Source organism: Citrobacter youngae (assembly GCF_003818115.1).
GTDB classification, from domain to species: domain Bacteria; phylum Pseudomonadota; class Gammaproteobacteria; order Enterobacterales; family Enterobacteriaceae; genus Citrobacter; species Citrobacter youngae.
The window spans coordinates 32,727-59,259 of the sequence record NZ_RPOI01000007.1 but is presented as its reverse complement, the minus strand read 5'-3'; the positions used below and the strand labels follow the sequence as shown (position 1 = coordinate 59,259).

At 52.8% G+C, this 26,533-nt stretch carries 25 protein-coding genes; 11 read left to right on the top strand and 14 right to left on the bottom strand.

The features are described from left to right. Positions 1-2 precede the first annotated feature (2 nt). Positions 3-2,150 carry a formate dehydrogenase subunit alpha gene (gene fdhF, locus EHN13_RS06340; protein ID WP_082759560.1) on the bottom strand — a complete coding sequence of 716 codons (2,148 nt, stop codon included), beginning with the start codon at positions 2,148-2,150 and terminating at the stop codon, positions 3-5. Between the two features lie 288 nt (positions 2,151-2,438). Here fdhF and EHN13_RS06330 point away from each other — a divergent pair, with 288 nt between their 5' ends. Further along, the gene (locus EHN13_RS06330) at positions 2,439-3,170 is read left to right on the top strand and encodes a response regulator (protein ID WP_032948333.1); all 732 of its coding nucleotides are present in this window, start codon (positions 2,439-2,441) and stop codon (positions 3,168-3,170) included. A 5-nt stretch (positions 3,171-3,175) separates the two neighbouring features. On the opposite strand, the gene EHN13_RS06325 is transcribed toward EHN13_RS06330, so the two are convergent. Genes EHN13_RS06325 through EHN13_RS06315 form a run of 3 tightly spaced genes read right to left on the bottom strand, consistent with a single transcriptional unit; the run spans position 3,176 to position 5,738 of the window. Beyond that, entirely contained in the window at positions 3,176-4,183 is a 1,008-nt protein-coding gene (locus EHN13_RS06325) for a carbohydrate kinase family protein (RefSeq protein WP_124021065.1), read from the bottom strand. Next, on the bottom strand, positions 4,180-5,040 hold the full coding sequence (locus tag EHN13_RS06320; protein ID WP_048213903.1) for a ketose 1,6-bisphosphate aldolase: 861 nt from the start codon (positions 5,038-5,040) through the stop codon (positions 4,180-4,182). Before EHN13_RS06320 ends, EHN13_RS06325 begins: the two co-directional genes overlap by 4 nt. A 14-nt stretch (positions 5,041-5,054) precedes the next feature. Further along, a complete protein-coding gene (locus EHN13_RS06315) occupies positions 5,055-5,738 on the bottom strand; it encodes a D-lyxose/D-mannose isomerase (RefSeq protein WP_124021064.1) in 684 nt (227 codons plus the stop codon). A 551-nt stretch (positions 5,739-6,289) separates the two neighbouring features. Between EHN13_RS06315 and EHN13_RS06310 the strand changes: the two genes are divergently transcribed. From EHN13_RS06310 to EHN13_RS06285, 6 genes are read left to right on the top strand one after another with little or no spacing between them, the layout of a single operon-like run. After that, positions 6,290-8,830, top strand: coding sequence for a type VI secretion system Vgr family protein (locus tag EHN13_RS06310; RefSeq protein WP_124021063.1), 2,541 nt, complete (start codon positions 6,290-6,292; stop codon positions 8,828-8,830). Continuing rightward, positions 8,823-10,919 carry a T6SS effector phospholipase Tle3 domain-containing protein gene (locus EHN13_RS06305; RefSeq protein ID WP_124021062.1) on the top strand — a complete coding sequence of 699 codons (2,097 nt, stop codon included), beginning with the start codon at positions 8,823-8,825 and terminating at the stop codon, positions 10,917-10,919. Before EHN13_RS06310 ends, EHN13_RS06305 begins: the two co-directional genes overlap by 8 nt. Before the next feature lie 9 nt (positions 10,920-10,928). After that, on the top strand, positions 10,929-11,708 hold the full coding sequence (locus tag EHN13_RS06300; RefSeq protein WP_124021061.1) for a T6SS immunity protein Tli3 family protein: 780 nt from the start codon (positions 10,929-10,931) through the stop codon (positions 11,706-11,708). Positions 11,709-11,754: 46 nt separating this feature from the next. Continuing rightward, the gene (locus tag EHN13_RS06295) at positions 11,755-12,534 is read left to right on the top strand and encodes a T6SS immunity protein Tli3 family protein (RefSeq protein WP_124021060.1); all 780 of its coding nucleotides are present in this window, start codon (positions 11,755-11,757) and stop codon (positions 12,532-12,534) included. A 1-nt stretch (position 12,535) separates the two neighbouring features. Continuing rightward, positions 12,536-12,796: a PAAR domain-containing protein gene (locus tag EHN13_RS06290; protein ID WP_115644036.1), complete on the top strand. Its 261-nt coding sequence runs from the start codon at positions 12,536-12,538 to the stop codon at positions 12,794-12,796. After that, a complete protein-coding gene (locus EHN13_RS06285; protein ID WP_124021059.1) occupies positions 12,793-14,199 on the top strand; it encodes a hypothetical protein in 1,407 nt (468 codons plus the stop codon). Before EHN13_RS06290 ends, EHN13_RS06285 begins: the two co-directional genes overlap by 4 nt. Positions 14,200-14,272: 73 nt before the next feature. On the opposite strand, the gene EHN13_RS06280 is transcribed toward EHN13_RS06285, so the two are convergent. From EHN13_RS06280 to EHN13_RS06270, 3 genes are read right to left on the bottom strand one after another with little or no spacing between them, the layout of a single operon-like run. Beyond that, positions 14,273-15,214 (bottom strand): ABC transporter substrate-binding protein, encoded by a 942-nt coding sequence (locus tag EHN13_RS06280; RefSeq protein WP_048219905.1) that lies wholly within the window; start codon positions 15,212-15,214, stop codon positions 14,273-14,275. A 29-nt stretch (positions 15,215-15,243) separates the two neighbouring features. Further along, complete coding sequence (locus EHN13_RS06275) at positions 15,244-16,239, bottom strand: ABC transporter permease subunit (protein WP_124021058.1); 996 nt, start codon at positions 16,237-16,239, stop codon at positions 15,244-15,246. Further along, positions 16,232-17,755, bottom strand: coding sequence for a sugar ABC transporter ATP-binding protein (locus tag EHN13_RS06270; protein ID WP_124021057.1), 1,524 nt, complete (start codon positions 17,753-17,755; stop codon positions 16,232-16,234). Before EHN13_RS06270 ends, EHN13_RS06275 begins: the two co-directional genes overlap by 8 nt. A gap of 114 nt (positions 17,756-17,869) precedes the next feature. Here EHN13_RS06270 and EHN13_RS06260 point away from each other — a divergent pair, with 114 nt between their 5' ends. From EHN13_RS06260 to EHN13_RS06245, 4 genes are all read left to right on the top strand, one after another. Beyond that, positions 17,870-20,134, top strand: a complete 2,265-nt coding sequence (locus EHN13_RS06260; protein WP_124021056.1) for a hybrid sensor histidine kinase/response regulator — start codon at positions 17,870-17,872, stop codon at positions 20,132-20,134. Positions 20,135-20,203: 69 nt separating this feature from the next. After that, positions 20,204-20,533 carry a DDRRRQL repeat protein YjdP gene (gene yjdP / locus EHN13_RS06255; protein ID WP_124021055.1) on the top strand — a complete coding sequence of 110 codons (330 nt, stop codon included), beginning with the start codon at positions 20,204-20,206 and terminating at the stop codon, positions 20,531-20,533. A 155-nt stretch (positions 20,534-20,688) separates the two neighbouring features. Further along, positions 20,689-20,991: a type II toxin-antitoxin system RelE/ParE family toxin gene (locus EHN13_RS06250; protein WP_046671374.1), complete on the top strand. Its 303-nt coding sequence runs from the start codon at positions 20,689-20,691 to the stop codon at positions 20,989-20,991. 26 nt (positions 20,992-21,017) lie between these two features. Further along, positions 21,018-21,359, top strand: a complete 342-nt coding sequence (locus tag EHN13_RS06245) for a HigA family addiction module antitoxin (RefSeq protein ID WP_048213890.1) — start codon at positions 21,018-21,020, stop codon at positions 21,357-21,359. Positions 21,360-21,411: 52 nt separating this feature from the next. Here EHN13_RS06245 and phnP read toward each other — a convergent pair whose 3' ends face one another. Genes phnP through phnJ form a run of 7 tightly spaced genes read right to left on the bottom strand, consistent with a single transcriptional unit; the run spans position 21,412 to position 26,526 of the window. Then, the gene (phnP, locus tag EHN13_RS06240; RefSeq protein WP_124021054.1) at positions 21,412-22,170 is read right to left on the bottom strand and encodes a phosphonate metabolism protein PhnP; all 759 of its coding nucleotides are present in this window, start codon (positions 22,168-22,170) and stop codon (positions 21,412-21,414) included. A gap of 8 nt (positions 22,171-22,178) precedes the next feature. Next, positions 22,179-22,613 carry an aminoalkylphosphonate N-acetyltransferase gene (gene phnO, locus EHN13_RS06235; RefSeq protein ID WP_124021053.1) on the bottom strand — a complete coding sequence of 145 codons (435 nt, stop codon included), beginning with the start codon at positions 22,611-22,613 and terminating at the stop codon, positions 22,179-22,181. Next, positions 22,600-23,154 (bottom strand): ribose 1,5-bisphosphokinase, encoded by a 555-nt coding sequence (phnN, locus tag EHN13_RS06230; protein WP_124021052.1) that lies wholly within the window; start codon positions 23,152-23,154, stop codon positions 22,600-22,602. The genes phnO and phnN overlap by 14 nt, the downstream gene beginning before the upstream one ends. 2 nt (positions 23,155-23,156) lie before the next feature. Beyond that, on the bottom strand, positions 23,157-24,293 hold the full coding sequence (gene phnM / locus EHN13_RS06225; protein ID WP_124021051.1) for an alpha-D-ribose 1-methylphosphonate 5-triphosphate diphosphatase: 1,137 nt from the start codon (positions 24,291-24,293) through the stop codon (positions 23,157-23,159). Next, complete coding sequence (gene phnL / locus EHN13_RS06220) at positions 24,290-24,970, bottom strand: phosphonate C-P lyase system protein PhnL (RefSeq protein WP_124021050.1); 681 nt, start codon at positions 24,968-24,970, stop codon at positions 24,290-24,292. The genes phnM and phnL overlap by 4 nt, the downstream gene beginning before the upstream one ends. 9 nt (positions 24,971-24,979) lie before the next feature. Further along, positions 24,980-25,738, bottom strand: a complete 759-nt coding sequence (gene phnK / locus EHN13_RS06215; protein ID WP_048213884.1) for a phosphonate C-P lyase system protein PhnK — start codon at positions 25,736-25,738, stop codon at positions 24,980-24,982. Continuing rightward, the gene (gene phnJ, locus EHN13_RS06210; protein WP_232034721.1) at positions 25,735-26,526 is read right to left on the bottom strand and encodes an alpha-D-ribose 1-methylphosphonate 5-phosphate C-P-lyase PhnJ; all 792 of its coding nucleotides are present in this window, start codon (positions 26,524-26,526) and stop codon (positions 25,735-25,737) included. The genes phnK and phnJ overlap by 4 nt, the downstream gene beginning before the upstream one ends. Between the last annotated feature and the right edge of the window lie 7 nt (positions 26,527-26,533).

Sequence of the window (26,533 nt, the reverse complement as noted above, 5' to 3'; positions counted from 1 at the left end):
GACTAACCCATCGCGCTTTCGCGCAGGCTGGCTTTCAGCTTGGTGTACTCATCAATCACATACTGTTCGGCGGCGCGCTGATCGGCAATGCGTTCAACGTTAACGGCACAGTACTTGTACTCCGGCGTTTTGGTAATCGGGCTCAAGTTCTCGGTTACCAGCTCATTACAGGCCCCAATCCACCATTGGTAGGTCATGTAAATCGCGCCTTTGTTTGGACGATCGCTGACTGCCGCACGGGTAATGACCCGACCTTTACGCGAGTTCACCCACACCAGCTCTTCATCCTGGATGCCCAGGCGTTCTGCGTCGGCGGTGTTGATCTGGGCATAGCCCGGTTCATCCGCCAGCGCGGCCAACGCCGCACAGTTACCGGTCATCGAACGGCAAGAGTAGTGGCCGACTTCACGCACCGTTGATAGTACCATTGGGTACTCTGGGGTGAGTTTGTCGATTGGCGCTACCCAGTCACAAGTGAAGAACTGCGCCAGGCCGTTCGGGGTGTCGAACTTCTCTTTGAAGAGGTAAGACGTCCCCTGGTCGGCATCGGAGGTGTCGCGGCAAGGCCACTGGATATAACCCAGTTCGCCCATCTTCTCGTAAGTGGCACCGTAGAAATCCGGGCACAGATGACGCAACTCGTCCCAGATTTCCTGGGTGTTGTTGTAGTGCATCGGATAGCCCATACGGGTGGCGATTTCACTGATAATCTGCCAGTCCGTTTTCAGATCCCACTTCGGCTCAACGGCTTTAAAGAAGCGCTGGAAGCCACGGTCAGCCGCGGAGAATACGCCTTCATGCTCACCCCATGACGTAGACGGTAAAATAACGTCTGCGGCAGCGGCGGTTTTGGTCATGAAGATATCCTGTACGATGACCAGTTCCAGATCCTCAAAGCCTTTACGTACCGCGGAAAGCTCAGCGTCGGTCTGTAATGGATCTTCACCCATAATGTAGGCCGCACGAACTTCGCCATGGGCCGCACGGTGCGGCAGCTCGCTGATGCGATAGCCGGTATGTGCAGGCAGGCTTTCCACGCCCCAGGCTTTGGCGAATTTCTCGCGGTTCGCCGGATCTTTCACGTACTGATAGCCCGGATAGGTATCCGGCAACGCGCCCATATCGCATGCGCCCTGAACGTTGTTCTGGCCACGAACCGGGTTAACACCGACGCTTGGCTTACCGAGGTTACCAGTCAGCATTGCGAGGCTGGTCAGTGAACGCACGGTTTCCACGCCCTGATAGAACTGGGTAACGCCCATGCCCCACAGGATGGCCGCACTTTTCGCCGTGGCATACATACGGGCAGCCTGACGGATATCGTGCGCGCTAACGCCCGTGATATCTTCGACGGACTCCGGCGTGTAGCCTTCGACAATCTTGCTGTACTCTTCGAATCCTTCCGTACGCGAGGCGACGAACGCCTGGTCGTACAGTTTTTCTTCGATGATGACATGACCCATAGCGTTAAGCAGCGCGATATTCGAGCCGTTTCTCAACGCGATGTGCATGTCAGCAATACGCGCAGTTTCAATTTTGCGCGGATCGCAGACGATAATTTTCGCCCCGTTACGTTTAGCGTTAATCACGTGATTCGCCACGATAGGGTGGGAATCCGCCGGGTTATACCCGAAGATGAACACTAAATCGGTGTTATCAATTTCATTGATAGCATTACTCATTGCGCCGTTACCGACCGATTGGTGCAGACCTGCAACCGATGGGCCGTGTCAGACGCGAGCGCAGCAGTCAACGTTATTGGTACCAATAACGGCGCGCGCGAATTTTTGCATTACATAGTTGGTTTCGTTACCCGTACCGCGAGATGAACCGGTCGTCTGAATAGCGTCCGGGCCATACTTCGCTTTGATGGCGCTCAGACGAGTGGCGACGTAATCAAGCGCTTCATCCCAGGAAACAGATTCCAGTTTGCCGCCACGCTGGCGACGGATCATTGGGGTTTTCAGACGAGGGGTCAGGATCTGGGTATCGTTGATAAAATCCCAGCCATAGTAGCCCTTCAGACACAGAGTACCCTGGTTGGTTTTCCCCTGCGCCGCTTCAGCCCGGACGATTTTGCCGTTATCGACCACCAGGTTGATTTTGCAACCTGATGCGCAATATGGGCAAACCGTGACGACTTTTTTCATCGGTCTCGCTCCAGTTAATCAAATCGCGCATACGCGCTTGTCGCTGTGGTTATGCATCTTTTATGCCATGTTTTTATCAGGGGCATTCATCGATATTACGGGCGAATTTTGCGCAAAACCCTGACGAAAAACAGGCTGTCGTCATATTTGACGTGACGAATCTCCAATACGTGACGCCCCGGCAGTGTGACCGAGGTTATGTTTCCCACACATCCTTGTGCCTTATCGCTGTCACTCTGGGCAGAATCAATCACACTCATTTAAGTTGGCCAGAAATGGGGAAAAACAATGAAGCCAGCCATACTGGTTGTGGATGATGACGTGGCAGTCTGCTCGCTTTTACAGGATGTGCTGAACGAACACGTCTTTGCGGTGACCGCTTGTCACACCGGGCAGGAGGCGTTGCGCTGCATTGAGACTCAGCCGGAGATCGCGCTGGTATTGCTGGATATGATGTTGCCCGACATCAACGGTCTGATGGTGCTGCAGCAGGTGCAAAAGATGAGGCCCGGATTGCCGGTGGTGATGCTGACCGGGCTTGGTAGCGAGTCGGATGTGGTGGTCGGGCTGGAAATGGGCGCTGACGATTACATTGGTAAACCCTTCAATGCCCGGGTGCTGGTGGCGCGGGTGAAGGCGGTGCTCAGACGCGTGGGCGTGCTCACGGCTGAAAGCGGCAGTCCACAAACCACGGGTCTTTCTTTTAACGGCTGGCATCTTGATACCGCGGGTTGCCAGCTTCGCAATCCTCAGCAATTGAAGGTTGAACTGACGCAGGGTGAATACAGTCTCCTGTTGGCGCTGGCGCAAAATGCCCGTCGGGTGCTTAGCCGCGAACAATTGCTGGAACTGACGCGCAGCGACAGCGTTGAGGTGTTTGACCGCACCATTGATGTGTTAATCATGCGCTTGCGGCGAAAAATAGAGATCAACCCGCACCAACCGATGTTGATCAAAACCCTGCGCGGGCTGGGCTATGTATTCGCCGCCGATGTGCAGCATCACGACAAGGCGGCGTAAATGCCTTATCCGGCATCAGTCATTGTGGCTTTTAACTCTGCCAGCGTCTTCGCGCCGTCTATCGCATTGGCGCACAGCAAGCTTGCCCGCGCACAGGCGTGTGCCAGCCGGATGCTCTCTTCCAGCGACCAGCGCTCATGACAGCCATACAAAAATCCGGCGCAAAACGCATCACCCGCCCCGACGCTGCCAACGATCTCCTCCTGCGCCAGGTACTGTGACGGAACCCAAATGCCCGCCCGATCCGGCGCTTCACCCCAGGCACCTTCCGGACAGTGAATAACCACCCGCTGGCGTACGCCTGCACCCAATAATTCGCGCGCGGCGGTAGCGATATGCGGGATATGCAGCTCGCCGTTGGGCTGGCGGATCTCCAGCCCGCTAAATTCTCCGGCTTCCAGCTCGTTAATCACCAGATAATCGAGATGGCGCAGGGCGGGCATCACCAGTGGCTGGTAGCGCGGATCGCCCTTGCGTGAGACCAGATCCAGCGACGTTTCAAAGCCGTTGTCGCGCATTTGCGCCAGCAGCCGAGCGCTACGCGTGCCGTACTCTTCATCCGGCATGTCCAGGCTGTCGAGCAGCAGCAGATAGCCAAGATGGAAGATTTTCATCGAGGTATCCAGTTGCTCAAAAGCGGGCAGATCCAGCAGGCGATTTGCGCCGGGCGAATGAAAAAATGTGCGCTGACCGCTCGGGTCGGTCATCACCTGCGACATTGACGTAGGGGCTGATGTTGTGCGCTGAACATGCTGGCGATTAACGTGATACTGTTCCAGCATCGCCATGATGTAATCGCCATCGCTGTCCTTGCCAATTAAGCCCACCGCCTGCAGCGGCAATCCGGTGTGCATTTTTGCCAGTGTCAGCAGCACGTTCAGCGGCGCACCGCCCGTGGCGCGTTCGCTACGGGTGATTTCCGCCAGCCAGCCGCGCTCCGGCCACTGCACAATCTGATGTACATGATCGACCAGCATGTTGCCTGCGGCGATAATGCCTTTACGTTCCATCAGATTTGCCCCGCGCTGCCAAAAATACGCATCTGCTCTGAAACGGTATCAGTAATGGCCTCTTCAATGCTGAGCAGCAGTTCGGCGAATTCGTCGTACAAGGGCTGACGATTCGCCATCCGCGTCTCCACTGCTGACAGCGCCGCCTGCGACATGCCCGTATAAAAGTTGATTTTGTGAATGCCAAGCTCGATTGCCCGACGGAAATCGTCGTCGCTGATGCCGGAACCGCCGTGCAGTACCAGCGGGATCGCCGCTTGCTGGCGAATGGCGTCCAGACGCGGGAAGTCGAGCACCGGTTCGCCTTTATATTTGCCGTGGGCATTGCCAATGGCGACCGCCAGCGCGTCAATACCGGTTCTGTCGACGAAATCACGCGCCATCATCGGGTCGGTGAATAGCGACTCGTCGGCATGACCGTACAGCGCGCCGCCCTCATCACCGCCCACTGCGCCCAGTTCAGCTTCCACAGACACGCCGACAGCGTGGCACATCTTCACCACTTCGCGGGTTTGACGGATATTTTCTTCATATTCCAGCGTGGATCCATCGAACATCACTGAGCTGAAACCTAAGCGTAACGCTCGCACCACCGACTCAAAGTGCAGGCCGTGGTCAAGATTCAGCACTACCGGAATGTCATGTCTGGCGGCTTCGAACTTGACCGCTTCGACCAGAGAATCCAGCGAGATATATTTAAAATGCACTTCGGCGATATTGATGATAAACGGCGAACGTTCCTGCTTTGCCGCGGCAAAAAGCGCACGCAGGAAGTGTGAGTCCAGAACGTTAAATGCCCCTAAGGCATAGCGGTGCTCGCGGGCATGGGCAAGCCCATCGGCGAGAGATATCAACGGCATAATGCGCTCCTTGGTTAGCGGAACAGGCGATATTCGTTACACAGCACCAGCAGCGCCGGTTCGTCTTCTTCAATGTCGTTGTAGCGGGAAATCGGTTGCAGAAAATGGTTGTCGTGGTCGTCGTCATTAACAGAAGAGACCTCGCCAACCAGCACGTCGCCAAAACCTTTTTCCGCCCAGAAGCTGTGATACAGGCCCGGCGGCAGGCAGATGCTCTCACCCGGCGTCAGGCGTAGTTGGCTGCCCGCGGCATGGGTTTGTCGACAGCCGTCAATCACCACGCTAACGTCGCTGTCTTCCGTTTGCTCGCGGATCCCTGCATTCCACAGTTCGACAATCAGATTGCCGCCGCCGCGATTGATAATGTCTTCGCGTTTGCGCCAGTGAAAATGCATCGGCGTGACCTGCGCATCGCGAACATGCATGATTTTCTCGGCGTAGCATTTCTCGTAAGGCATGCCTTTCGGCGAACCATTACGCAGGGTGAACAGCGTTAATCCTTGGGCGGCGAAATTGTTGCCGCCGAACGCGGTGACATCCCAACCGAGCTTGAGGTCGAACACTTCGCTCCAGGCAGCGGCATCAAGCTTGCGCCATTGGGTCGGCGGGAAACTGGCAAAAGGGGGGAGATGCACGTCGTGCAGAGAGAAAAACTGGCGCGTGTGGCCAAGGATCTCGTTTATTGCGGAGCGTTTCATTGATTCTCCTGTGGCTGATAAGATGACCTTTATGCGGCCCTCTCGCAAAGGGAGAGGGAGAAAATCAAAAGCTTTCCCATGGATCAAATGGGATACCATCCGGTTACCTCTCCCTCACAGCAGAACAGGGAATCGTTATATTTTATTGTGTTTTTTTATGGGGTGGTGTGATTCATTCAATAAAATGATAAATGAAAAGAATATTTTTATAAATGTTATTGTAAATCATTGAGTTAATTTGTTCATTTTTTTAGTCACATCTCAGTTTTCTGGAACCATTTGGATGTGAATGCTGGATTGTTACCTCGCGATGAAAAAACGAATGCGGCGTTTTATAAATCTTTTTGTTAAAAAATTAATTTCATTGAATCTAAAATCGTGCCAGTTAATCGTTTATTTATATGTCAGGATTATATTACGTGTTTGATTAATAATAATTAATTCACTTTCCATATTTTTTTCAGTAAAAAATAACCTTTTTTAGTTATTATTGATATGCTGACTGGACTTTATTTCTTATGTATTACTTTCTTTTGGTAAGGGATGCGATAATGAAAAAAGGTTCAGGGTTCTATAATCTGGAAGGTATAGTTTCAGAGGAGAGTATAAATAAGTATTTATTCTCCGTAAGGGGCGAGGGTAAGTTAGGGGTGCTTGATGTTGAAACAATTGAAGGTTATGAAAACTTAAGTAAACCATACAGTTATAAAATTACATTCACATCAAAACTAAAAAGCATCCCTCCTGATTCACTTCTAAATATTGAAGGCTCGCTGAAAATCAGAGCACCTAATCATAACTGGAATAAATATATTCAGGGTTCTGAGATGTGGCTATATGAACGACAAATTGAAGGCGTCATTACGTCATTTTCGCTTATTAGCACATCAGCGGATGAATCACTGTACGAAATCAGGCTGGAGCATAAGCTTGCATTACTCTCTCAACGCAAGCGATCGGCTATTTACCTGAACATAAATGTGCCGAATTTGGTCACGCAGCTCCTCAAAGAACATGCTTTTGCCGATTATGAAATCGACTTTGATAATCTTGTTTGTATGTATCCTAACCGGGAAATGATCGTCCAGTGGGAGGAATCAGATTTAGCGTTTATCAGCCGCATCCTGTCAGAAGTTGGGATCTGGTTCAGAATTGAAAATCATCATGCCGTTCCGCACATTATGGTGCTTATCTTCAGTGATTCACAAAGCCGGTACATCTTCGATCAAAAGATTATGCATGCATCTCATGCGGGTCTGACAGCAAATGATTACGCGATCGATAAGCTGGTATCAAAGCACAACGTTGTTTCCGCAGCCGTTAAAGCAAAGAACTTTGACTACCGGCTTGCCAATTCGCTAGTACTCAATGCTGATGCCGAGGAAGCAGAACAGACGTCGACGACGTATGGAATGGATTATCGTTATGCGGATATTCATCACCAGCCGGGATCGAAATTTGCGGAGGAACAACCGGGCGAATCAAGCTGGTTCTACGCCAAACTGCATCACGAAATTATTCTTAATAATCAGTCCGTTTTAAGCGGCGTGACCACCAGTCCGTCGATCGTGCCAGGTATGGTGCTTAACATCGACGGTACCATTCCGCAGGCGTTCACTTCGGGCTTTGTGGTAACGGCAATGCGAGTGACGGGCAGGCGTGATGCAGCCCTGCAATCCCAACTGTTCGGTATTCCTTACAATGAGCGCGTTTGCTTTCGACCGCAGCCATTACCCCGGCCACGTATCGCCGGTACTGTTCCCGCAATCGTTTCATCACCAATAGACAATGACCAATATGCCCACATCGATCTGCAGGGGCGCTATTGGGTGAAGTTTGATTTTGACCTCGACCAGCATAGGCAAGGCTATGAAAGTATGCCCGTTCGTCTGGCGCGAGTTTATGCCGGCGATACTTATGGTCATCACTTTCCACTCATTCAGGGTGCGGAGGTCGCCATTGCGTTTGAAGGTGGCGATCCGGAAAGACCTTTCATTGCTCATGCCCTGCATCATGCACCAAAGCCGGACCCCGTCACCAGCCGCAACAATACCCGCAACGTCATCCGCACTGCGGGTTTCAATAAGCTGCGGATGGAAGACCGACGCGGGCAGGAACACGTCAAGCTGAGTACCGAGTACGCTAAAACCCAGCTAAACATGGGCCATCTTGTTGATGCGGGTGGTAAGCCGCGCGGTGAAGGCGCAGAACTGCGCACCGATGATCGGGCAGTTTTGAGGGCCGCAAAGGGAATATTGCTGACGACAGAGGCGCAGCCAAAAGCCCAGGGTCAGCAGCTCGACATGAACGCAGTCGTTCAACAGCTACAGGCTGCCCTTGTGCTGGCAACTTCTCTTCAGCAAAGCGCCCTGACGGCGCAGGCGTTAAACGTTGAAATGGAGCAACAGCAGCAGCTTAACGCTGCGCTTCAACAGCTCACCCGCTCGGGGCTGGTGGCCTATGCCGATAAAGGTATGGCTCTGCTCACACCGGAAACCATGGCGCTGTCGGCAAACAAAGATCTGTCGCTGAACGCGGCCAATAACGGCAGTTTTAACGTTTTTAAGAAACTCTCCATGGCCGTCGGGCAGGGTTTATCGCTTTTCAGCAGAGCGATCGGGATCAAAATTATCGCCGCAAAAGATGATATTTCCGTCCAGGCGCAGCGTGGCGAAATGGGCCTGCTTTCTGATAAGCATTTTCATATTCAAAGTATGAACGGCAATGTGACCATCAGCGCCAAAAAGAATATTCAGTTGCTGTGTGGAGGGGGCGGTATTCGAATAAATGAAGATGGCTCAGTAAAAATATTCTCTCCCGCCAAAGTGCAGCTCAAAGGCACCACCCTTGACTGGAGCGGGCCGGAATCCGTTAAAGATAAATCCCCCGTTTTTCAGGAAGACCAGTTTCACCGCCGCATTAAATTACATGGTTATGGAAATACGGACGATGTTCTGAAAAAGACAAAATTCAGACTGACTAAGGCCTCCGGTGAAATCATTGAAGGTGTTACCGACGATGAAGGCATGACGCCGTTACTGGATATGACGGAAATGGATGAAATGAAAATGGAGATTTTGCCAAATGAGTAACAGTCCCTTTAATCCGCGAGTGGTGGCGACAGGTGTACAAGGCGTGCCTAAATCCACCGGCGGAAAAATGGCCGTCTGCGAAGTGGCGGTTAAAAACCCTATGCCCTGCATTGTGATCCTTGTTCATGGCGTCAACGATGTTGGCGAGGCATATCAAAATCAGGAGCAGGGGATCATTGCCGGCCTGAATGAACGTATGGGCCGCACGGATATGTATCCGCATGAATGGCATCAGTACAAAATGGATATGGGGGATGGCGAGCAGCAGCAGGTGAAAATGCCCGGGCGCAGCCCGGTAATTCCATTTTATTGGGGGTATAAACCCGTCGATCATGCGACATATATAGAAGACCAGCGGCGTTATCGCGAAGAACGGGCTAAATCAGGAGACGCCGCAAAACTGCCTTACAACGCCTATCAGGAAGATGACAACGCAAAGCTGGAAAAGCTGGGGCATATTCCCCAAACCACGTTGAAATATCAGAATGATAATTTCGGTAATGTTCTCGATGACGTGTACGCCAAAGGCGGGGGTACCTTTGCCAATGCAACAACCACTATTCCGGATATGTTAGGGCCGGGCTCCGGCGGCCTGGCGAACGGTGCGGCAGGATTTGCATCACTGTATATGAATGGCGGGGATTTTACGCACCCAATTTATGATAACCCGCACCGAATTTATCAGTTTTTTGCCGCGCAGCGGCTGGCCGATTTAATCCTGCTGATTCGAAGTGAACCGGCAACGCAATTCGATCCCATTAATATCATTGCGCATTCCCAGGGAACGATTATTACCATGCTCGCGAATATGCTGGTCAAAGCAGCAGGTGCCGATCCCGCCGATTGTGTGATCCTTAACCATTCTCCCTACGCACTGGAAAAAACGGCTGCTGAAGGTATGACGCCCGGACATCACCAGACGGATCGTGCCCGACAGCAGACGTTTAAAAATTTCTGTCATTTGATGGCGACAAACGCCAGATATGGCAAGGGGGAATACCACACGCAGGCCGAGATTGATGAATTAGAAGGCGCAATTTGTCTGAGTAAAACCAATTCTCAATGGCGCAAGAATAAACATTATACCCGTAATAACTTTGGCAAGGTGTATAACTATTTTTGCCCCAATGACAGTGTGGTTTCATTACTTAACGTCCAGGGTTTGGGCTGGAGGGGAGTCCCTCATGACATTGCCAGCGGCATAGACAATCTGCGCCAGCGGGTTTTCTGCGAAAATGGCCCGGAAATAGGCGGCAGCCCACTGAGCATGCCTTTTGAAATGCCGGCGTTAAAAAAGGATTGTTTTGATCAGGATACGGGCGCGACCAGACAATATACGTTTGCGGATGTGGTTGTGAATGGTGAGCAGCTCCCCGTCACCTTCAGACACCAGTTACAGGGCGCGGGAAGTCAGTATAAATATTCGATAACACCGGGTTCACCCGATCAGGACATCTCATTTTCGGCAAAAGCCACGGTTACTGCGCGCACTGAGACAGATTTCAAAAATCTCAGCGGCGCAGGTTTCGATTATTTACAACCGGGCCAGGAATTAACGCCCGCTGAACTCGCGATGTTCGCCAAAAAATATGCTAAGCCTTATACCAAAGGCGTTGTCCTGGGCGGGGGATACAATAAGACCGTGCAGCTTATTTATGAGAAAACGCCGGATGAGCTGCAAAAAGAATGGCTGCAATCAGAACAGGTTGGTTACAGCCAGCATTCCTCTATTGTTATGTCGAAAGATGCCCCCGCGAAAGCGATGGCCTTCGATCTGGCGGTGGGAATATGCGGGGCATTTGATCACCGCTGCGGAGAATTCTGGACCGAGCTACTCCTGCGCGGGGACTGGCGTATGAAGCGTAACGGTCTTCAGGAAGCAGTTGAATATTATAAATCAGGAGAGCTAAACGACAGGAAAACAAAAATATATATGAATAAACCAGATGATATTTTACCGACAGGAACGTTTGGCGTGGTTAACGAATATTGCCATTCAACAACGGTTAAACCTGCCAGACATAATGAAATATATAATACCGAGACACCCAATCTGCAATGGGATATGCCCAAAATACTTAACGTTTAAGGATGAGTTATGATAATGGGAAATGTGGTAAGCGTAATCGTCGTAGCAATTTCACTATGTGTTATCTCTGGCTGTACAAAAAAAACACCCTCACAGGTTATTTATCGTTATGACGATAATCGTTATCTGGAGTTAAAAGGCTATTATTGTGAGGGAGCACTTTGGTATCACGATGGTAAAAAAAATATTCATAAAGAGATATATGATGGAGTATTTGCTTCCTTCAGGATATTCTCTGGGATATATATCCATCCATCGGATAAATACATCTTTATTCCTGAATGGGAACCCGGTGCATATACAATATCTAAAGACTATGGACAAACGTGGCAGGTCGCAACGTATATGTCCCCATCTCAGGGGCAAGAGAAAAATTCTGATGGGAATATGGTAGATAGACCTGAAGGAAAAGAAATAAAAAGAGTGGTGGTGGTTAATAATCAGGCATTTATTTCCACTGCACAAGGACATTTATATCTGAGCTCATACCCTTTTGACGACCCGCGCTTAAAGCCGGGTGGTCCGGGTATAGATTATCAATACTTTGATGACACGTATTATCTCTACAGACCAGGCAAGCATAAATCCAGTGGCGAGTATGTGAACGGCCATATGAGACCTGAATCGCCAGGGCGCGCCTGGGGAACGGTGGTGTTTATGAAAGCATCCTTAGCCCATTTAACGGAAGGTTATAAGGCCAACTATCAAAACCTGCCGGACAAAGAACCGGAAGTGGTGGGCTATAAGGGCTGGACCCGGATGCACTGCGATATGGATGCGGGGAAATAATCGGCAATGGGATATGCCCAAACCGCTTAACGTTTAAGGATAAATTATGAATAAGGGAAGTGCGTTAAAAATAATGATCGGAACTATTTCGCTATGTGCTATCGCTGCCTGTACAAAAAGAACACCCTCACAGATTATTTATCGCTATGATGATAACCGATATCTGGAATTAAAAGGCTATAATTGTGAGGGAGCGCTTTGGTATCATGATATCAGGCGGAATATACATAAAGAATTAGTAAATGGCGTTTATTCAACGTATCAGATCTTTTCCGGTGTATATATTCACCCATCAGATAAGTATATTCTGATACCACGATGGGAGCCAGATGCTTACAAGATATCTAAAGATTACGGACAAACGTGGCAGGTAGCAGACTATATGGCCTCTTCCCGGGCGCTGGAAAGAAACTCCGATGGGGTTATGCGTGACTATCCGGAAGGAAAAGAAATAAAAAGAGTGGTGGTGGTCAATAACCAGACGTTTATTACCACGGCGCAGAATCATTTATATATGAGTTCATACCCATTTGACGACCCGCGTTTAAAGCCGGGTGGTCCGGGTATTGATTATCAATACTTTGATGACACGTATTATCTCTACAGGCCAGGCAAACATAAATCCAGTGGCGAGTATGTGGACGGTCATACCAGTCCTGAGTTTCCAGAAGCTGCCTGGGGAACGGTGGTATTTATGAAAGCATCCTTAGCCCATTTAACGGAGGGTTATAAGGCTAACTATCAAAATCTGCCGGACAAAGAACCAGAAGTGGTGGGCTATAAGGGCTGGACGCGGATGCACTGCGACCTGAATGCGGGGAAATAATATGAAAGGTGTAATCAGACTAAATGACCCGCTGGAAAACGGTGGATATGTGAACAAAGCTTCTGGTAGCAAGTTTATGGGAATCCCTGTTGCTTTAATGGGGGATACTGTTTTTTGTATTGCGCATAAAGGGACCTTTCCCATACTTGATTTTGAACCAACCTGGACAATGGACGGTAGAGGCGTTGTTGTGGATGGGTGTAGGGCTGCTTGCGGTTGTGCAATAAAAACCACACTGCCAACGGCGGGGATAAGTAAATGAATAAATGGAAGAGACCAAACAAGAATCCGTATCAGGAGCCAGAACAATTCCCGCTTAATATTGTGCTGATCATTAGCTGTGCTATATTTCTGTTTTTTATAACGTACAATATATTCAGCTGGTTGCAGGACAAGAAGGTTCCTGATGATCTGATATGGAATGCAATAGGTATCCCGTCGCTAATAGTGTTAGCAATCTGGTGTGTGGTGGTAATCATTTACGGTGTTATATATTTTCCATGTTACTATGCGGGTTATCTTGAGCTGTATGGTATGAATAGGTGGAAAAACTGGGCAATACGAGCATTGCCTCTTTTAGACTATTCATCCATTCTCCCGGTACCTGAACTGGCATTAAAAATTCAGAAACTAGAGGGTGAAGCGCCAGCAGGTTCTGCAACGCCGTTACGAATTGATATTGAAGTTGACTCAATGGATGACACCAGAGTTGATAAAGTGCTAAGGCAGTTGATAGAGCCCCTCAAAGATTCTCTTGTCAGGGATTATCGGCCTTTTAATACCTGGATGTATGTTAAGGGAGCGGATGACACTATCGGTAATAGTTTTAAGGCGGTACTGGCAAGTCTGGGCATCCCCAACGATAAGGTCGGAAAAATTAATATCCTTTACGAATGTCCTGATTATTTTTTAATAAATGATTGGGTTGATTTAAATATGTCTGAAAATAGCCTTGTTATTGCAGTTGAATTGCATAATGAAAATAATTATGATTTCTTCGAAAGTGCTAATGCTTTTATTTTCACCAGTACGAAACTGCTTGAAGATAAAGACACACCTTTATATTTATTACGCATGATGGACAGTACCCCTTACTATCTTGATGAAATCGTAAGTACATATCTTTCTGCACAGCAAGTGGATGTTAGTAAGATTAAAAAACTATGGTTCAACTCACTGGATAAGCAGTCAAAATTCGTATTGTTTAGTGGAATAGAAAACGCAAAAACGAGTATTCTGGCCGATAGTCGATATGAACTGGAGGCCGTAACTGGGCAAAGCACAGAGGTTCAGCGCTGGGTTGTATTGGCGTTGGCTGCGGATGCTGCAAAATATGGTCAAGGCCATCAGTTATTCGCCAGTACATCTGCAGACACTATTCAATCTGGCATAATAGCTGCTAAATATCCAGGATCTTGTCCGGCACTTGATAAGCTGGATTTCGATGATTATTGGAGAATAATAAAATTGTGCGCCATTATTTTATGGTGTATAGGATTTGTAAGTCTCGTACCACTGGAACTGTTCCAAAGTCACCCCTGGTATACGTTTACACCTTTAGTTATTGGTATTCCGGTTATTTACACGGCGGTTATGATTTTTTCTTTTATACTGAGTCATAATATAGAGGAGAAAATGGATATTTATTACTCTCAGTATTTATGAGATAAGCGCCCTGACGGGCGCTCTTGCTTCTTTGACTCTCTTTGTGGCAGGAGAGCATCAGTCGGTTCAGGATTTATTTAACCGTCCAACCCTTATAACTGCCGACGTTGTTTTTATCGATCATCGTCACCGGGATCAGCACGGGTTCTTTCGGGGCGGGTTTCCCCTGCAATATGTCATAACCGATTTCGACCGCTTTGGCAGCCATCACCTGTGGATCTTGTGCTGGCGTCGCCACAAATAGTGAGTTTTCGCGCTTCAGTGCTTCTTCACCGTCTGGGGATCCATCTACGCCGACAATAAAGAATTCGCTACGCTGCGCCTGTTTTGCCGCCAGATCGGCGCCGATCGCCGTGGGATCGTTAATCGCAAACACGCCGTCGATCTTCGGATTCGCCGCCAGCAACGCGGTCATGATCTCCAGCCCGCCTTCGCGACTGCCTTTGGCGTTTTGGTTATGCGACAGCACCTTGATGTCCGGGTGGCGTTTAAATTCGGTCTGGCAGCCTTCCACACGGTTCTGGACGGCAGATACCGGCGGCCCGTTGATAATGACGACGTTGCCCTTGCCTTTCAGACGGTCGGTAATGTATTTACAGGCCATTTCACCTGCCTGAGTGTTATCGGAAGTAATGGTCGCGTCTGCGCCTTCCGCCGCCACGTCAACGGCAACCACCACGATCCCGGCGTCTTTCGCGCGTTTAACCGCCGGGCCGATGCCTTTGGAGTCGGCGGCGTTAAGGATAATCATGTCGACTTTGGCGGCAATAAAGTTGTCGATTTGCGACACCTGTTGCCCCAGATCGTAGCCGCTGGAAACCAACGTCACTTTGACGTTATCACCGGCCAGTTTGCGCGCTTCCAGCTCCGCGCCTTTGGTTATTTGCACGAAGAACGGGTTCGCCAGGTCGCCCACCGTAACGCCGATCGATTTCAGTTCTTTTGCCTGCACAAACGGAGCGCTAGCAAGCAGTGCGCCAGCACAGAGCGCGGTCACTAAGGGCTTCAATCTCATGCTGTATTCCTCGAAGTAAGATGTTGTTGTTATGCACTTTGATGGTGTCGGGTACGGTATTTGTCGATCAGCACCGCTATGATGATCACCGCCCCTTTGATCACCAATTGCCAAAAATAGGAGACGCCCATCAGCGTCATGCCGTTATTCAGCGTGGCGATGATCAACGCCCCCACCAGCGTGCCGGTGATGGTGCCGATCCCGCCAACAAAGCTGGTGCCGCCGAGGATCACCGCCGCGATGGCGTCCAGCTCATAACCCATGCCTAAGTTGCCGTTGGCGCTGTACAGCCGCGAGGCGCTCATCACTCCGCCAAGACCTGAGAGCAAACCGCTCATGCCGTAGACGAACAGCAGCACCAGCCACACTTTGATCCCGGTTAAGCGCGCGGCCTGCATATTGCCGCCAACCGCATAGATATGAACGCCGAGTGTGGTGCGCCTAAGAATGAACCAGCACACCACCACCACCGCCAGCGCAATGACCACCAGCCATGGAACCGGGCCGAGATAGTTGTTGCCGATCCACTCAAAGCTGATGTTGGAGTTAATCACCGTCGTGCCATCCGCCAGCAGATAGGCCGCGCCGCGCAGCGCCGTATAGGTTCCAAGCGTGACGATAAACGGCGGCAGGCCGGCAAAAGCGACCAGCGCACCGTTAAACAACCCCAGCACCATGCCGAGCAACAGTGCAGCAGGCACTGACAGCATGGCAAATTCCGGGATCAGCGAAACCACCATCGCCGCTACTGCGGTGGTGCCGAGAATCGAACCAACCGAAAGATCGATGCCGCCGGTTAAAATAATGAAGGTCATGCCAGCGGCCAGCACGATGTTGATCGACGCCTGGCGGGTAATATTCAGCAGGTTGCTTTCGGTAAAAAAGTTAGGCGCGATAAAGCCAAACACCGCCACTATCAGGATGAGAATCGGTAAGATACCGACCGTTTGCATCAGATCGCTCATCAGCATTTTTTTTGCGGAGGCGGATTTCACCACCTGCTGGGGAGTGGTTGGATTATTCATGGGGCACCGCCTGATGATGGGAGTCGTTCACGCCGGTTGCCAGCGTCATAATGTTTTCCTGGGTAATGCTTTTCCCGTCCAGCTCGCCGGCAATGCTGCCTTCGCGCATGACGTACACGCGATCGCTCATCCCGACCACTTCCGGCAGTTCGCTGGAGATCATTAGGATCGCCACGCCTTTGCGCGCCATATCGTTCATGATCCGGTAGATCTCGCTTTTGGCGCCGACGTCCACGCCGCGCGTCGGTTCATCGAGGATCAAGATGCGTGGGCCGATCGCCACCCAGCGTGAAATCAACAGCTTTTGTTGATTGCCGCCGGACAAGCCGCCTGCGCGGACCTGTGCATGCGGCACGCGGATGTTGAGCAATTTGATGGCGTCATCGGAAATCGCCTGCGCCTTTTTGCGATCGAGCATGCCCCAGGTGGCGTCGCGCTCCAGCGTCGCCATGGTGATGTTCTCTGCCGCTGCCAGCTCCAGAAACAGCCCCTGTTCTTTGCGGTTCTCCGTCAGAAAACCAATGCCGTGATCAATCGCCTCGCGCGGGGAGTGGACAACCACCGGTTCACCGTCCACTTCAATCATGCCGCCGATGGCTTTGCGCACGCCAAAAATCAACTGTGCCAGTTCGGAACGCCCGGCGCCGACTAAGCCCGCGAGGCCGACAATCTCCCCGGAGCGCACCAGTAAGCTGCACGGTTGGACTTTATTGCCGTCGGTCAGGTGGTGGACGTTAAGGCGCGCTTTACCCAAAGGAATATCGCGCTCTTTGTTGAACAGATCGCTTAACGGACGGCCCACCATCATGCGCACCAGCTCCGGGGCGTTGAGTTTGTCGCGAGTCAGGCTGCCGACGTATTGCCCGTCGCGCAGGACGCTGACGCGATCGGAGAGTTCGTACACTTCCGCCATGCGGTGGCTGATGTAGATAATCGCCATCCCCTCATCGCGCAGGCGCATGATCAGTTCAAACAGGCGGTGGGTTTCACGGGAGGAGAGGGCGGCGGTGGGTTCATCCATCACCAGAATGCGGCTGTTACGGTGCAGGGCGCGGGCGATTTCTACCTGCTGCTGTTCGGCGATGGTCAGCGTCATTACCCGGTCGCTGGCCTTAAACTGGGCGCCGAGTCGGTCGATAACCTTCTGTGACTGCATGATCATCTCTTTACGCTGGACCAGACCGCCGCGCGACAGCTCGCTGCCAAGAAAGATATTTTCCGCCACCGTCAGGTTTGGCGCGAGCTGCATCTCCTGGTAAATCAGCGTGATGCCTGCGCTCAGCGCATCCTTTGGCCCACGAATGTGAAACGGCTGACCGTCAATCAGGATCTCCCCGCTGGTGGCGGTATAGGCGCCCGCGAGGATCTTCATCAGGGTGCTTTTCCCCGCACCGTTCTCGCCCATCAGGGCATGAATCTCGCCCGGCCAGACCGTTAAATCGACCCCTTTCAGCGCGTAAAATTTGCCAAACGCTTTGGCAATGTTGCGCATCTCCAGAACCGGTGTCCTGCTCATGGCGGATCTCCTGTGGGGTGGCCGATATCAGCAGTCCATCACAGGAATGTAAATGCAAAATGTCAGAAGCCGTTCATATTTGTCATATTGCGATTTTTCTTCACGGAGCGTGATATGCCGCAACCGGGACGTCACTTTTTCGCCAGTGCGCGTGGACGATTACTGTTCTTTAATCTGCTGGTGGTGGCGGTCACGCTGATGGTGAGCGGTGTGGCGGTGCTGGGATTTCAGCATGCCAGCCAGATCCAGGAGCAGGTGCAGCAGCAAACCGTTGACGATATGACCGGCAGCATGAATCTGGCGCGTGATACGGCAAACGTCGCGACAGCGGCGGTGCGGCTGTCGCAGGTGGTTGGCGCACTGGAATACAAAGGTGAAGCGGAGCGGCTGCAGGAGACGCAAAGGGCGCTGAAGCAGTCGCTGGAACAACTGGCTACCGCACCGCTGGCGCAGCAGGAGCCGGTGCTGGTCGAGCGAATTATCCAGCGCAGCCAGGAGCTACAAAGCAGCGTGGAAGGTATGTTGCAGCGCGGTCAGCGGCGGCACCTGGAACGTAACGCGCTGCTCAGTTCGCTGTATCAGAATCAAAGTTATTTGCGTCACCTGCAAAAGCTGACCGGCGCGCAGGATGACGTGCTGCTGGGACAAATAGACCGCTTAATTGTGGCTGCCATTGAAACCCCCACGCCGCGTTCGGTGATCAAACAACTGGACGAGGTGATGCCCGCGCTACCTCTGCAAACCAGCAACCTCCTGATTAGCAACATCCTCAACGATTTCAACCAGGAGTTGCATAAGCTGGAGCCGCTTTCGTCGGCACTGGAACAAAGCGATCTGGCGATCAGCTGGTATATGTTCCACATCAAAGCGTTGGTGGCGATCCTCAACAGCGATATCAACCAGTATGCCTCGCAGGTGGCGATTATCTCCGAACAGCGGGTGGCGCAAAGTCATCGGGAACTGCAATCCGGCGCGTTGTTTATTTTGGCGTTTGCGCTGCTGGCGGTGGTGATCACCGGTTTTGCCGGGTGGTATATCTACCGCAATCTCGGTTCCAACCTGACAGCCATTTCGCGGGCGATGACCCGGCTGGCGCATGGGGAATCAGACGTCAGCGTCCCGGCCCTGCAACGGCGCGATGAGCTGGGCGAGCTGGCGCGTGCCTTTAGCGTCTTTGCCCGCAATACGGCGTCGCTCGAACACACCACCCGGCTGCTGAAAGAAAAAACCACGCAGATGGAAATCGACCGCACCGAGCGTCAGGGGCTGGAGGAAGCGCTGCTGCACAGTCAGAAACTGAAGGCGGTAGGACAGCTGACGGGCGGATTAGCGCATGATTTTAATAACCTGCTGGCGGTGATTATCGGCAGTCTGGATCTGGTGGATCCGGATTCTCCCGACGCGCCACGGGTCAATCGGGCGCTTAAAGCGGCTGAACGTGGTGCGCTGTTGACCCAGCGGCTGCTGGCTTTTTCGCGCAAACAGTCTTTGCATCCGCACGCGGTAGAGCTGAAAACGCTGCTGGAGAATCTGGGAGAGTTGATGCGTCATTCGCTACCCGCCACGCTGACGCTGGAAATTGAAGCCCAGTCTCCGGCCTGGCCCGCGTGGATTGACGTCAGCCAACTGGAAAACGCCATTATCAATCTGGTGATGAACGCCCGTGACGCCATGGACGGGCAGACGGGGACGATAAAAATCCGCACCTGGAATCAACGGGTTACGCGCAGCGATGGGCGTAAGCAGGACATGGTGATGCTGGAGGTAGCCGACCAGGGAAGTGGGATGTCGCAGGAAGTGAAAGCGCAGGTCTTCGAGCCATTTTTCACCACCAAACAGACCGGCAGCGGCAGCGGTCTGGGATTATCGATGGTGTACGGCTTTGTGCGTCAATCCGGTGGTCGGGTGGAGATTGAAAGCGCCCCCGGGCAGGGAACCACGGTTCGGTTACAGCTTCCCCGTGCCGTTGTGCCGGTACAGATTCAGGCAGAACCGATAGCGGAACATGCGGCGAACAGCGGTGAAAAGCTGGTACTGGTGCTCGAAGATGAGGCCGACGTGCGCCAGACGTTGTGTGAACAGTTGCATCTGCTGGGCTATCTGACGCTGGAGGCCGCCAACGGCGAGCAGGCGCTGCATATGCTGGCGGCTTCCTCCGAGATTGATATTTTTATCAGCGACTTAATGCTGCCTGGAGGGTTAAGTGGGGTGGATGTCGTCAACCATGCGCTGAAGCACTACCCCCAGCTCACCATTCTGCTGATTAGCGGCCAGGATTTACGTCCGGCGCATAACCCGGCGCTGCCGGATGTGGCGCTATTGCGTAAACCGTTTACCCGAGGAGAACTGGCGCAGGCGCTGCGACTCGCACGTAATTGAGATTCCTCCGCTACCCGCGCAAATACGCTTTGATTACCGTGGGGTGTGTTTCTTGATGAGGCGGGTTTGATGCAACGCTCCCTGACATTCTTTCTTTTCAGTCTGCTAATGGTGACCACCGTTTCGGCGCAGGCCGATATTATCGATGACGCCATTGGTAATATTCAGCAGGCGATAAACGACGCATACAAACCGGACAACGGGCGGGATTATGATGATTCCCGTGATGAAAGCTGGCAGCGCCAGATGAGTGACGATCGGCGCAGGCAGTATGATGACAGGCGACGCCAGTTTGAAGATCGACGTCGCCAACTGGATGACCGTCAGCGCCAACTTGATCAAGAACGGCGTCAGCTAGAAGACGAAGAACGCAGAATGGAAGAAGATTACGATCGTTAACTGTAACTATCTAAATGTAAGAATATTTTATCCCCTGTAAGGGATTTAGCTGTCAGCTCAACATCTCGCCATTTTATGTCAATGCATGCACTTGAGCACAGTGCATGTATGCATTATAATCTCTCTATGCTTATGGAAAAGGAGCCGGCAATGGAATGTCTAAATCATTAAATATCAGGAGCTTTCGGGATACATGGCTTGAAGATTTTTTTGAGCGGGCGACATCGCACAGAAAAATACCAGCGGATATTCATACTGCATTAGCCAGAAAGCTGGATATCATTAATGCGGCTGTTTCGCATCGGGATTTGCGCTCGCCACCCGGTAACAGATATGAAGAGTTAACCGGAAAATTACAGGAATATTCTTCAATCAGAGTAAACAAGCAGTACCGATTAATATTTAAATGGGTTAACGGTAAGGCCGAAGATGTGTACTTAGATCCACACATCTACTAGAACTAGAGAAAATCTAAGGTAACGATATGAAACAGGCAACCAGAAAACCAACGACTGTGGGTGATATCCTGCAATATGAATACCTGGAGCCGCTCGAACTGAAAATTAACGATCTGGCTGAAATACTGCATGTTCATCGCAATACGGTGAGCGCACTGGTCAACAATAACCGCAAATTAACAACGGATATGGCGTTTCGTTTGGCCAAAGCGTTCGATACCTCCGTTGATTTCTGGCGTAACTTACAGGCGGCGGTTGACCTGTGGGAAGTTGAAAATGACATGCGGGCGCAAGAAGAACTGAACCGCATTGTTTCGGTTAAAGATTTTATCGCTCAGCGAAATAGCGAGTCTAAAAAAGTCGCCTGACTGTCGTCTTGTCGGCCGGATAAGATGTTTTCATCGCATCCGGCAAATTTCCTTACTCCAGCATAATCTCCATTCCGTCATATCCTGCCTCAAACCCTGCGGGAAGCTGGTTTTCCATCATCCACAGGTCGAACTGATGGCTGATATGCGTCAGGATCACCCGTGGACAGCGGATAACGTCGTTCAACGCGATAACGGTATTTAAATCACTGTGATTGCGCGGTGGCTCGCTACGCGGGGCGTGGCTGCAGTCGATGATAATCACCTGCGGTTGGTTATTGTGCAGAAACTTCAGCGTCTTGTCGGGCAGTCCGGCGGTATCAGAGAGCCACGCCACGCGGCTGTGCGCGGTCTCCAGCAGATAGCCAAACGTCAGCTTAGAGTGGTTGAGCGGTAAAGGGGTCACCTGCAATCCCTGTAAATCGAACACCACAAACGGCGCGACGGTCTGGCTAAAATCAAGAATGCCGGGATGCTTAAACAGATCGTCGCAGCCCTGTTCATCCGGTGGGCCGTACACCGGGATAGTTTTTCCCACCCCCCAGCGCAGCGGAAACAGTCCCTGTACATGATCCATATGGTAATGAGTGAGCAGGAACTGCTGGAAACTGCCTGCCGGCCAGTCGTCCATCAGATGGGGGATCCCCGCGTCCAGCAGCGTCACAGCGTCGTTGAATTTGACCACGCCACTGCAGGGACGTCGGCGGAATTGCGTCTGTACACGCGCCCGTTGGCAGGCCGCACAGTCGCAGCCAAATGTCGGCACCAGCTGTGCGCCGCCCGTTCCCGTTAGCGTAATGGTCAGACTCATGGCTCCCCCTACAGCGGTTTGGTGAAGCGAAAATGGCTCATGGTATAGCCTTCGCGCTGGTAAAAACGGTGTGCGTCAAGGCGTTGGGTGCTGGTGGAAAGCTCGGTGACTTCTGCGCCCGCTTCGCGCGCAGTGGCTTCGGCCCAGGCCAGCAGCTGGCTGCCAACGCTTAGCCCTCGTGCCTGTGGCATCACTACCAGTTCCTGAATCTCACCAATCCAGTTAGCGTGGTGCAGATGAAACTGCAAATGTAGACCGATCAAGCCGATGACCTGTCCGTCGAGCAGCGCCAGCTGGTAGTGCATATTTGGATCCTGCAGATTGGCGGCGTAGCCAGCGCTAAAAGCCTGCAGGTCGAATTGACCCTGCTTCAACTCGCAGACCAGCGCGTAAACCGCATCGGTATCGTAGAGCGTGGCGCGGCGTAATTCACAGACAGACATGTTTCTTCTCCTTGCGTCCCATCAGTGTGAGTAGTGTAGCGACAGACTGTTGCAAACTTCCATCGTTGTTCAGGACGTGGCAGTCATACGGCGCATAGCGCGCTGCGCGTTCAAGGCGGGCGGCGATTTCCGTTTCGCTCTCCCGCCCACGAGCCTGCAGGCGCTGGCGTAAAATCTCCGGGGAAACCTGTAAGCAAATGGGGAGTAGAGAAGTGCCATAACGACTCTGCGCCTGCGGCAGATGGGCGCGTGAACCGTTGACCACCACATCAAACCCGGCGTGCAGCCAGAGGTCAATCTCCACGCCGACGCCATAGTACAAACCGTTGGCATGCCAGCTCAGCGCCAGCAGGTTCTGCCCGGCGCGGGTAAAAAACTCTGGTTCGCTCAGCGCAATATGATTTTCATTCCCGGCGTTGGCGGCGCGGGTGATGTAACGATGTGCCACCAGTAGTTGCGCCGGTTCCTGCTGGCGCAATTCTGCCAGCAGACTGTCCTTACCGGAGCCGGATGGTCCCATCAGCCAGATCAGTTTACCCATAGTCAGAATACCCTTTTGCCCTGACGCCAGACGTGGTCGATATGGATGTTGCCGCCTTTGCGGTGTGCCAGCACCAGATCCGCGCGTTTCCCTTCGGCAATAACGCCGCGATCGTCGAGATTTAAGGCCCGCGCTGGGTTGCGGGTCACCAGACGAATAGCCTGCGGCAGCGTAAAGCGGTTAGCGTCGTCATCCGCTACGCGAAATGCCGCATCGAGCAGGCTGGCGGGGTAGTAGTCGGAGGAGAGAATATCCAGCAGCCCCAGCTCAGCCAGCCTATGTGCAGCCACGTTGCCGGAGTGAGAACCGCCGCGCACGATGTTAGGTGCGCCCATCAGCACGTTCATTCCATGCTGGCGTGAGGCTTCGGCGGCTTCGAAAGTTGTGGGAAATTCGGCGATCACGCTGCCAAGTTGATGCGATTCAAGGACATGATCGTGGGTGGCGTCATCGTGGCTCGCCAGTGCAATCTGCCGTTCACGGCACATCTGGGCAATGGCCGAGCGGTTGGGCTGTGACCAGCGTGCCGCCAGGGTGAGTTGTTCTTCTTCATAGCGGGCCATTTGTTCGTCGGTCAGTGAATACTTGCCCTGATAGTACTCGCGGTACTTCTCACGATTGGCGAACTGACGCTGGCCTGGCGAGTGATCCATCAGCGACACCAGCGTCACCGGTTCGCGGCCGACCAGCTTTTCAAACAGCGGCAGGGTGGTGTGATGCGGCAATTCGCAGCGTAGATGCAGACGGTGCTCGGCGCGATTGACCCCGCGCTTTTGCGTCTCTTCTACCGCATTTATCATTTTCTCCAGGTTTTCCAGGCGGTCGCCGCCGTCGCGCACATCGCCAATCGCCACTGCGTCCAGCACGGTGGTAATGCCGCTGGCGATCATTAGCGCGTCGTGGCTGCTCATTGCCGAGTGGGCAGGCCAGTCTACCTTCGGGCGCGGGGTAAAAAATTTGTCGAGATTGTCGGTATGCAGCTCGATAAGCCCTGGCAGCAGCCAGCCGCCTTCGCCGTCCAGCGCCTCAGGTAGGCTGCTCGGACTTTCAGCAAAGGCGCGGATAATCCCGCCCTCGATTTCCAGCGATCCTTGCACCACGTCATCTTCCAGCACCAGCTTTACATTGTTGATAATCATGCTGTTGTTCCCATCAGGTGCAGGCGATCCGCTACGCGGTCGCGCACGGTTTGATCGTGAAAAATGCCGACAATTGCCGCGCCGCGGTCTTTCGCTTCTTCAATCAATGCGACGACTGCGGCGCTATTTTTGGCGTCCAGCGAGGCGGTGGGTTCATCGAGCAGCAAAATTGGGTAATCGACGATAAACCCGCGGGCGATGTTGACGCGCTGTTGTTCGCCACCGGAAAAGGTCGACGGTGCCAGGTGCCACAGCCGCTCCGGCACGTTCAGGCGGGTAAGCAGGTTAGCCGCTTTGGCTGCACACTCCTCACGGGAGACACCCAGATCCAGCAGCGGTTGCATCACCACATCCAGCGCGGAAATCCTCGGGATTACGCGCAGGAACTGGCTTACCCAGCCGATGGTTGAACGGCGAACTTCCAACACTTTGCGCGCCGGGGCCTGCACCAGATCGACCCACTCATCGCTGTGGCGAATGTGGATGTGTCCTTCATCCGGCAGATAGTTGGCGTACAGCGATCGCAGCAGCGTGGACTTGCCGCTACCCGAGTGACCGTGCAGCACCACGCATTCGCCATTTTTCACTTCCAGCGTGGCGTTTTGCAGCACCGGCAGACGCACGCCGTTTTGCTGATGCAGCACAAAAGTTTTACTGACGTTTTCAACGCGGATCATTTGAGCCTCTTAGTTCTGCAAAACGGACGACACCAGCAACTGGGTGTACGGATGGTGCGGGTCGTCGAGCACGCGGTCGGTTAACCCACTTTCCACCACCTGACCCTGTTTCATCACCAGCAAACGGTCTGCCAGCAGACGCGCCACACCCAGATCGTGGGTGACAATCACCACCGCCAGATCCAGTTCCACCACCAGGCCGCGCAGCAGGTCCAGCAGTTTGGCCTGTACCGAAACGTCCAGCCCGCCGGTGGGTTCGTCCATAAACACCAGTTTGGGATGGGTGACGAGGTTGCGGGCGATCTGCAGGCGCTGCTGCATACCGCCGGAAAAGGTGGTTGGCAGGTCGTCGATACGCGAGGCAGGGATCTCCACCTCCTCCAGCCAGCGCTGTGCGGTGGCGCGGATCTCGCCGTAATGACGCGCGCCGGTGGCCATCAGGCGTTCGCCGATATTGCCGCCGGCGGAAACCTGACGGCGCAGGCCATCCAGCGGATGCTGATGCACCACGCCCCATTCGGTGCGCAGCAGACGGCGACGGTCGGCCTCGTTCATGCCGTACAGCGAACGGTTCTGATATAAGATCTCACCGCTCTGCGGCGTCAGCCGTGAAGAGATCGATTTCAGCAGCGTGGTTTTGCCAGAACCGGACTCGCCGACGATACCCAGCACTTCGCCAGGCCACAGGTCAAAAGAGACATCGCTGAAGCCTTTGCCCGGCGCGTAGAGATGGGTCAGGTTATTGACTGAAAGCAGCGGTTGCGTCATTGGCTGAGGGCCTCGCTCTGTTGGCGGCAGTAGTCGGTGTCGGAGCAGACAAACATGCGTTTGCCGGTGTCATCAAGCACCACTTCATCGAGATAGCTGTGGGTTGAGCCGCAGATGGCACAAGGTTCATCCCAGCTCTGCACGGTAAACGGGTGATCGTCGAAATCGAGGCTTTCCACGCGGGTGTAAGGTGGCACGGCATAGATGCGCTTTTCGCGGCCTGCGCCAAACAGTTGCAGGGCCGGCATCATGTCCATCTTCGGATTGTCGAATTTCGGGATTGGCGACGGGTCCATGACGTAGCGGTCGTTGACCTTCACCGGGTAGGCGTAAGTGGTGGCGATATGACCGAAGCGGGCGATATCTTCATACAGTTTCACCTGCATGATGCCGTACTCTTCCAGCGCGTGCATGGTGCGGGTTTCCGTTTCGCGCGGTTCGATAAAGCGCAGCGGCTCGGGGATCGGCACCTGGAAGATGATTATCTGATCTTCTGTTAGCGGCGTTTCCGGAATGCGGTGGCGGGTCTGAATTAGCGTGGCGTCTTCCGTACGTTCGGTGGTGTTAACGCCAGTTACGCGCTTGAAAAAGTTGCGAATCGACACGGCGTTGGTGGTGTCGTCCGCGCCCTGGTCAATCACTTTCAGCACGTCCGGCTCGCCAATCACGCTGGCGGTAAGTTGAATGCCACCGGTTCCCCATCCGTAGGGCATCGGCATTTCGCGACCGCCAAATGGTACCTGGTAACCGGGGATCGCTACCGCTTTCAGAATTGCGCGGCGGATCATGCGTTTG

Coding starts and splice junctions, on each gene's coding strand:
- phnJ (WP_232034721.1), bottom strand. CDS start 26,526: ATGATCCGCCGCGCAATTCTGAAAGCGGTAGCGATCCCCGGTTACCAG.
- EHN13_RS06290 (WP_115644036.1), top strand. CDS start 12,536: ATGAAAGGTGTAATCAGACTAAATGACCCGCTGGAAAACGGTGGATAT.
- phnP (WP_124021054.1), bottom strand. CDS start 22,170: ATGAGTCTGACCATTACGCTAACGGGAACGGGCGGCGCACAGCTGGTG.
- EHN13_RS06300 (WP_124021061.1), top strand. CDS start 10,929: ATGATAATGGGAAATGTGGTAAGCGTAATCGTCGTAGCAATTTCACTA.
- EHN13_RS06305 (WP_124021062.1), top strand. CDS start 8,823: ATGAGTAACAGTCCCTTTAATCCGCGAGTGGTGGCGACAGGTGTACAA.
- EHN13_RS06315 (WP_124021064.1), bottom strand. CDS start 5,738: ATGAAACGCTCCGCAATAAACGAGATCCTTGGCCACACGCGCCAGTTT.
- phnL (WP_124021050.1), bottom strand. CDS start 24,970: ATGATCCGCGTTGAAAACGTCAGTAAAACTTTTGTGCTGCATCAGCAA.
- EHN13_RS06250 (WP_046671374.1), top strand. CDS start 20,689: ATGTCTAAATCATTAAATATCAGGAGCTTTCGGGATACATGGCTTGAA.
- EHN13_RS06275 (WP_124021058.1), bottom strand. CDS start 16,239: ATGAATAATCCAACCACTCCCCAGCAGGTGGTGAAATCCGCCTCCGCA.
- phnN (WP_124021052.1), bottom strand. CDS start 23,154: ATGGGTAAACTGATCTGGCTGATGGGACCATCCGGCTCCGGTAAGGAC.
- EHN13_RS06320 (WP_048213903.1), bottom strand. CDS start 5,040: ATGCCGTTGATATCTCTCGCCGATGGGCTTGCCCATGCCCGCGAGCAC.
- EHN13_RS06260 (WP_124021056.1), top strand. CDS start 17,870: ATGCCGCAACCGGGACGTCACTTTTTCGCCAGTGCGCGTGGACGATTA.
- phnM (WP_124021051.1), bottom strand. CDS start 24,293: ATGATTATCAACAATGTAAAGCTGGTGCTGGAAGATGACGTGGTGCAA.
- phnO (WP_124021053.1), bottom strand. CDS start 22,613: ATGTCTGTCTGTGAATTACGCCGCGCCACGCTCTACGATACCGATGCG.
- EHN13_RS06280 (WP_048219905.1), bottom strand. CDS start 15,214: ATGAGATTGAAGCCCTTAGTGACCGCGCTCTGTGCTGGCGCACTGCTT.
- EHN13_RS06330 (WP_032948333.1), top strand. CDS start 2,439: ATGAAGCCAGCCATACTGGTTGTGGATGATGACGTGGCAGTCTGCTCG.
- EHN13_RS06285 (WP_124021059.1), top strand. CDS start 12,793: ATGAATAAATGGAAGAGACCAAACAAGAATCCGTATCAGGAGCCAGAA.
- EHN13_RS06295 (WP_124021060.1), top strand. CDS start 11,755: ATGAATAAGGGAAGTGCGTTAAAAATAATGATCGGAACTATTTCGCTA.
- EHN13_RS06270 (WP_124021057.1), bottom strand. CDS start 17,755: ATGAGCAGGACACCGGTTCTGGAGATGCGCAACATTGCCAAAGCGTTT.
- EHN13_RS06310 (WP_124021063.1), top strand. CDS start 6,290: ATGAAAAAAGGTTCAGGGTTCTATAATCTGGAAGGTATAGTTTCAGAG.
- yjdP (WP_124021055.1), top strand. CDS start 20,204: ATGCAACGCTCCCTGACATTCTTTCTTTTCAGTCTGCTAATGGTGACC.
- phnK (WP_048213884.1), bottom strand. CDS start 25,738: ATGACGCAACCGCTGCTTTCAGTCAATAACCTGACCCATCTCTACGCG.
- EHN13_RS06245 (WP_048213890.1), top strand. CDS start 21,018: ATGAAACAGGCAACCAGAAAACCAACGACTGTGGGTGATATCCTGCAA.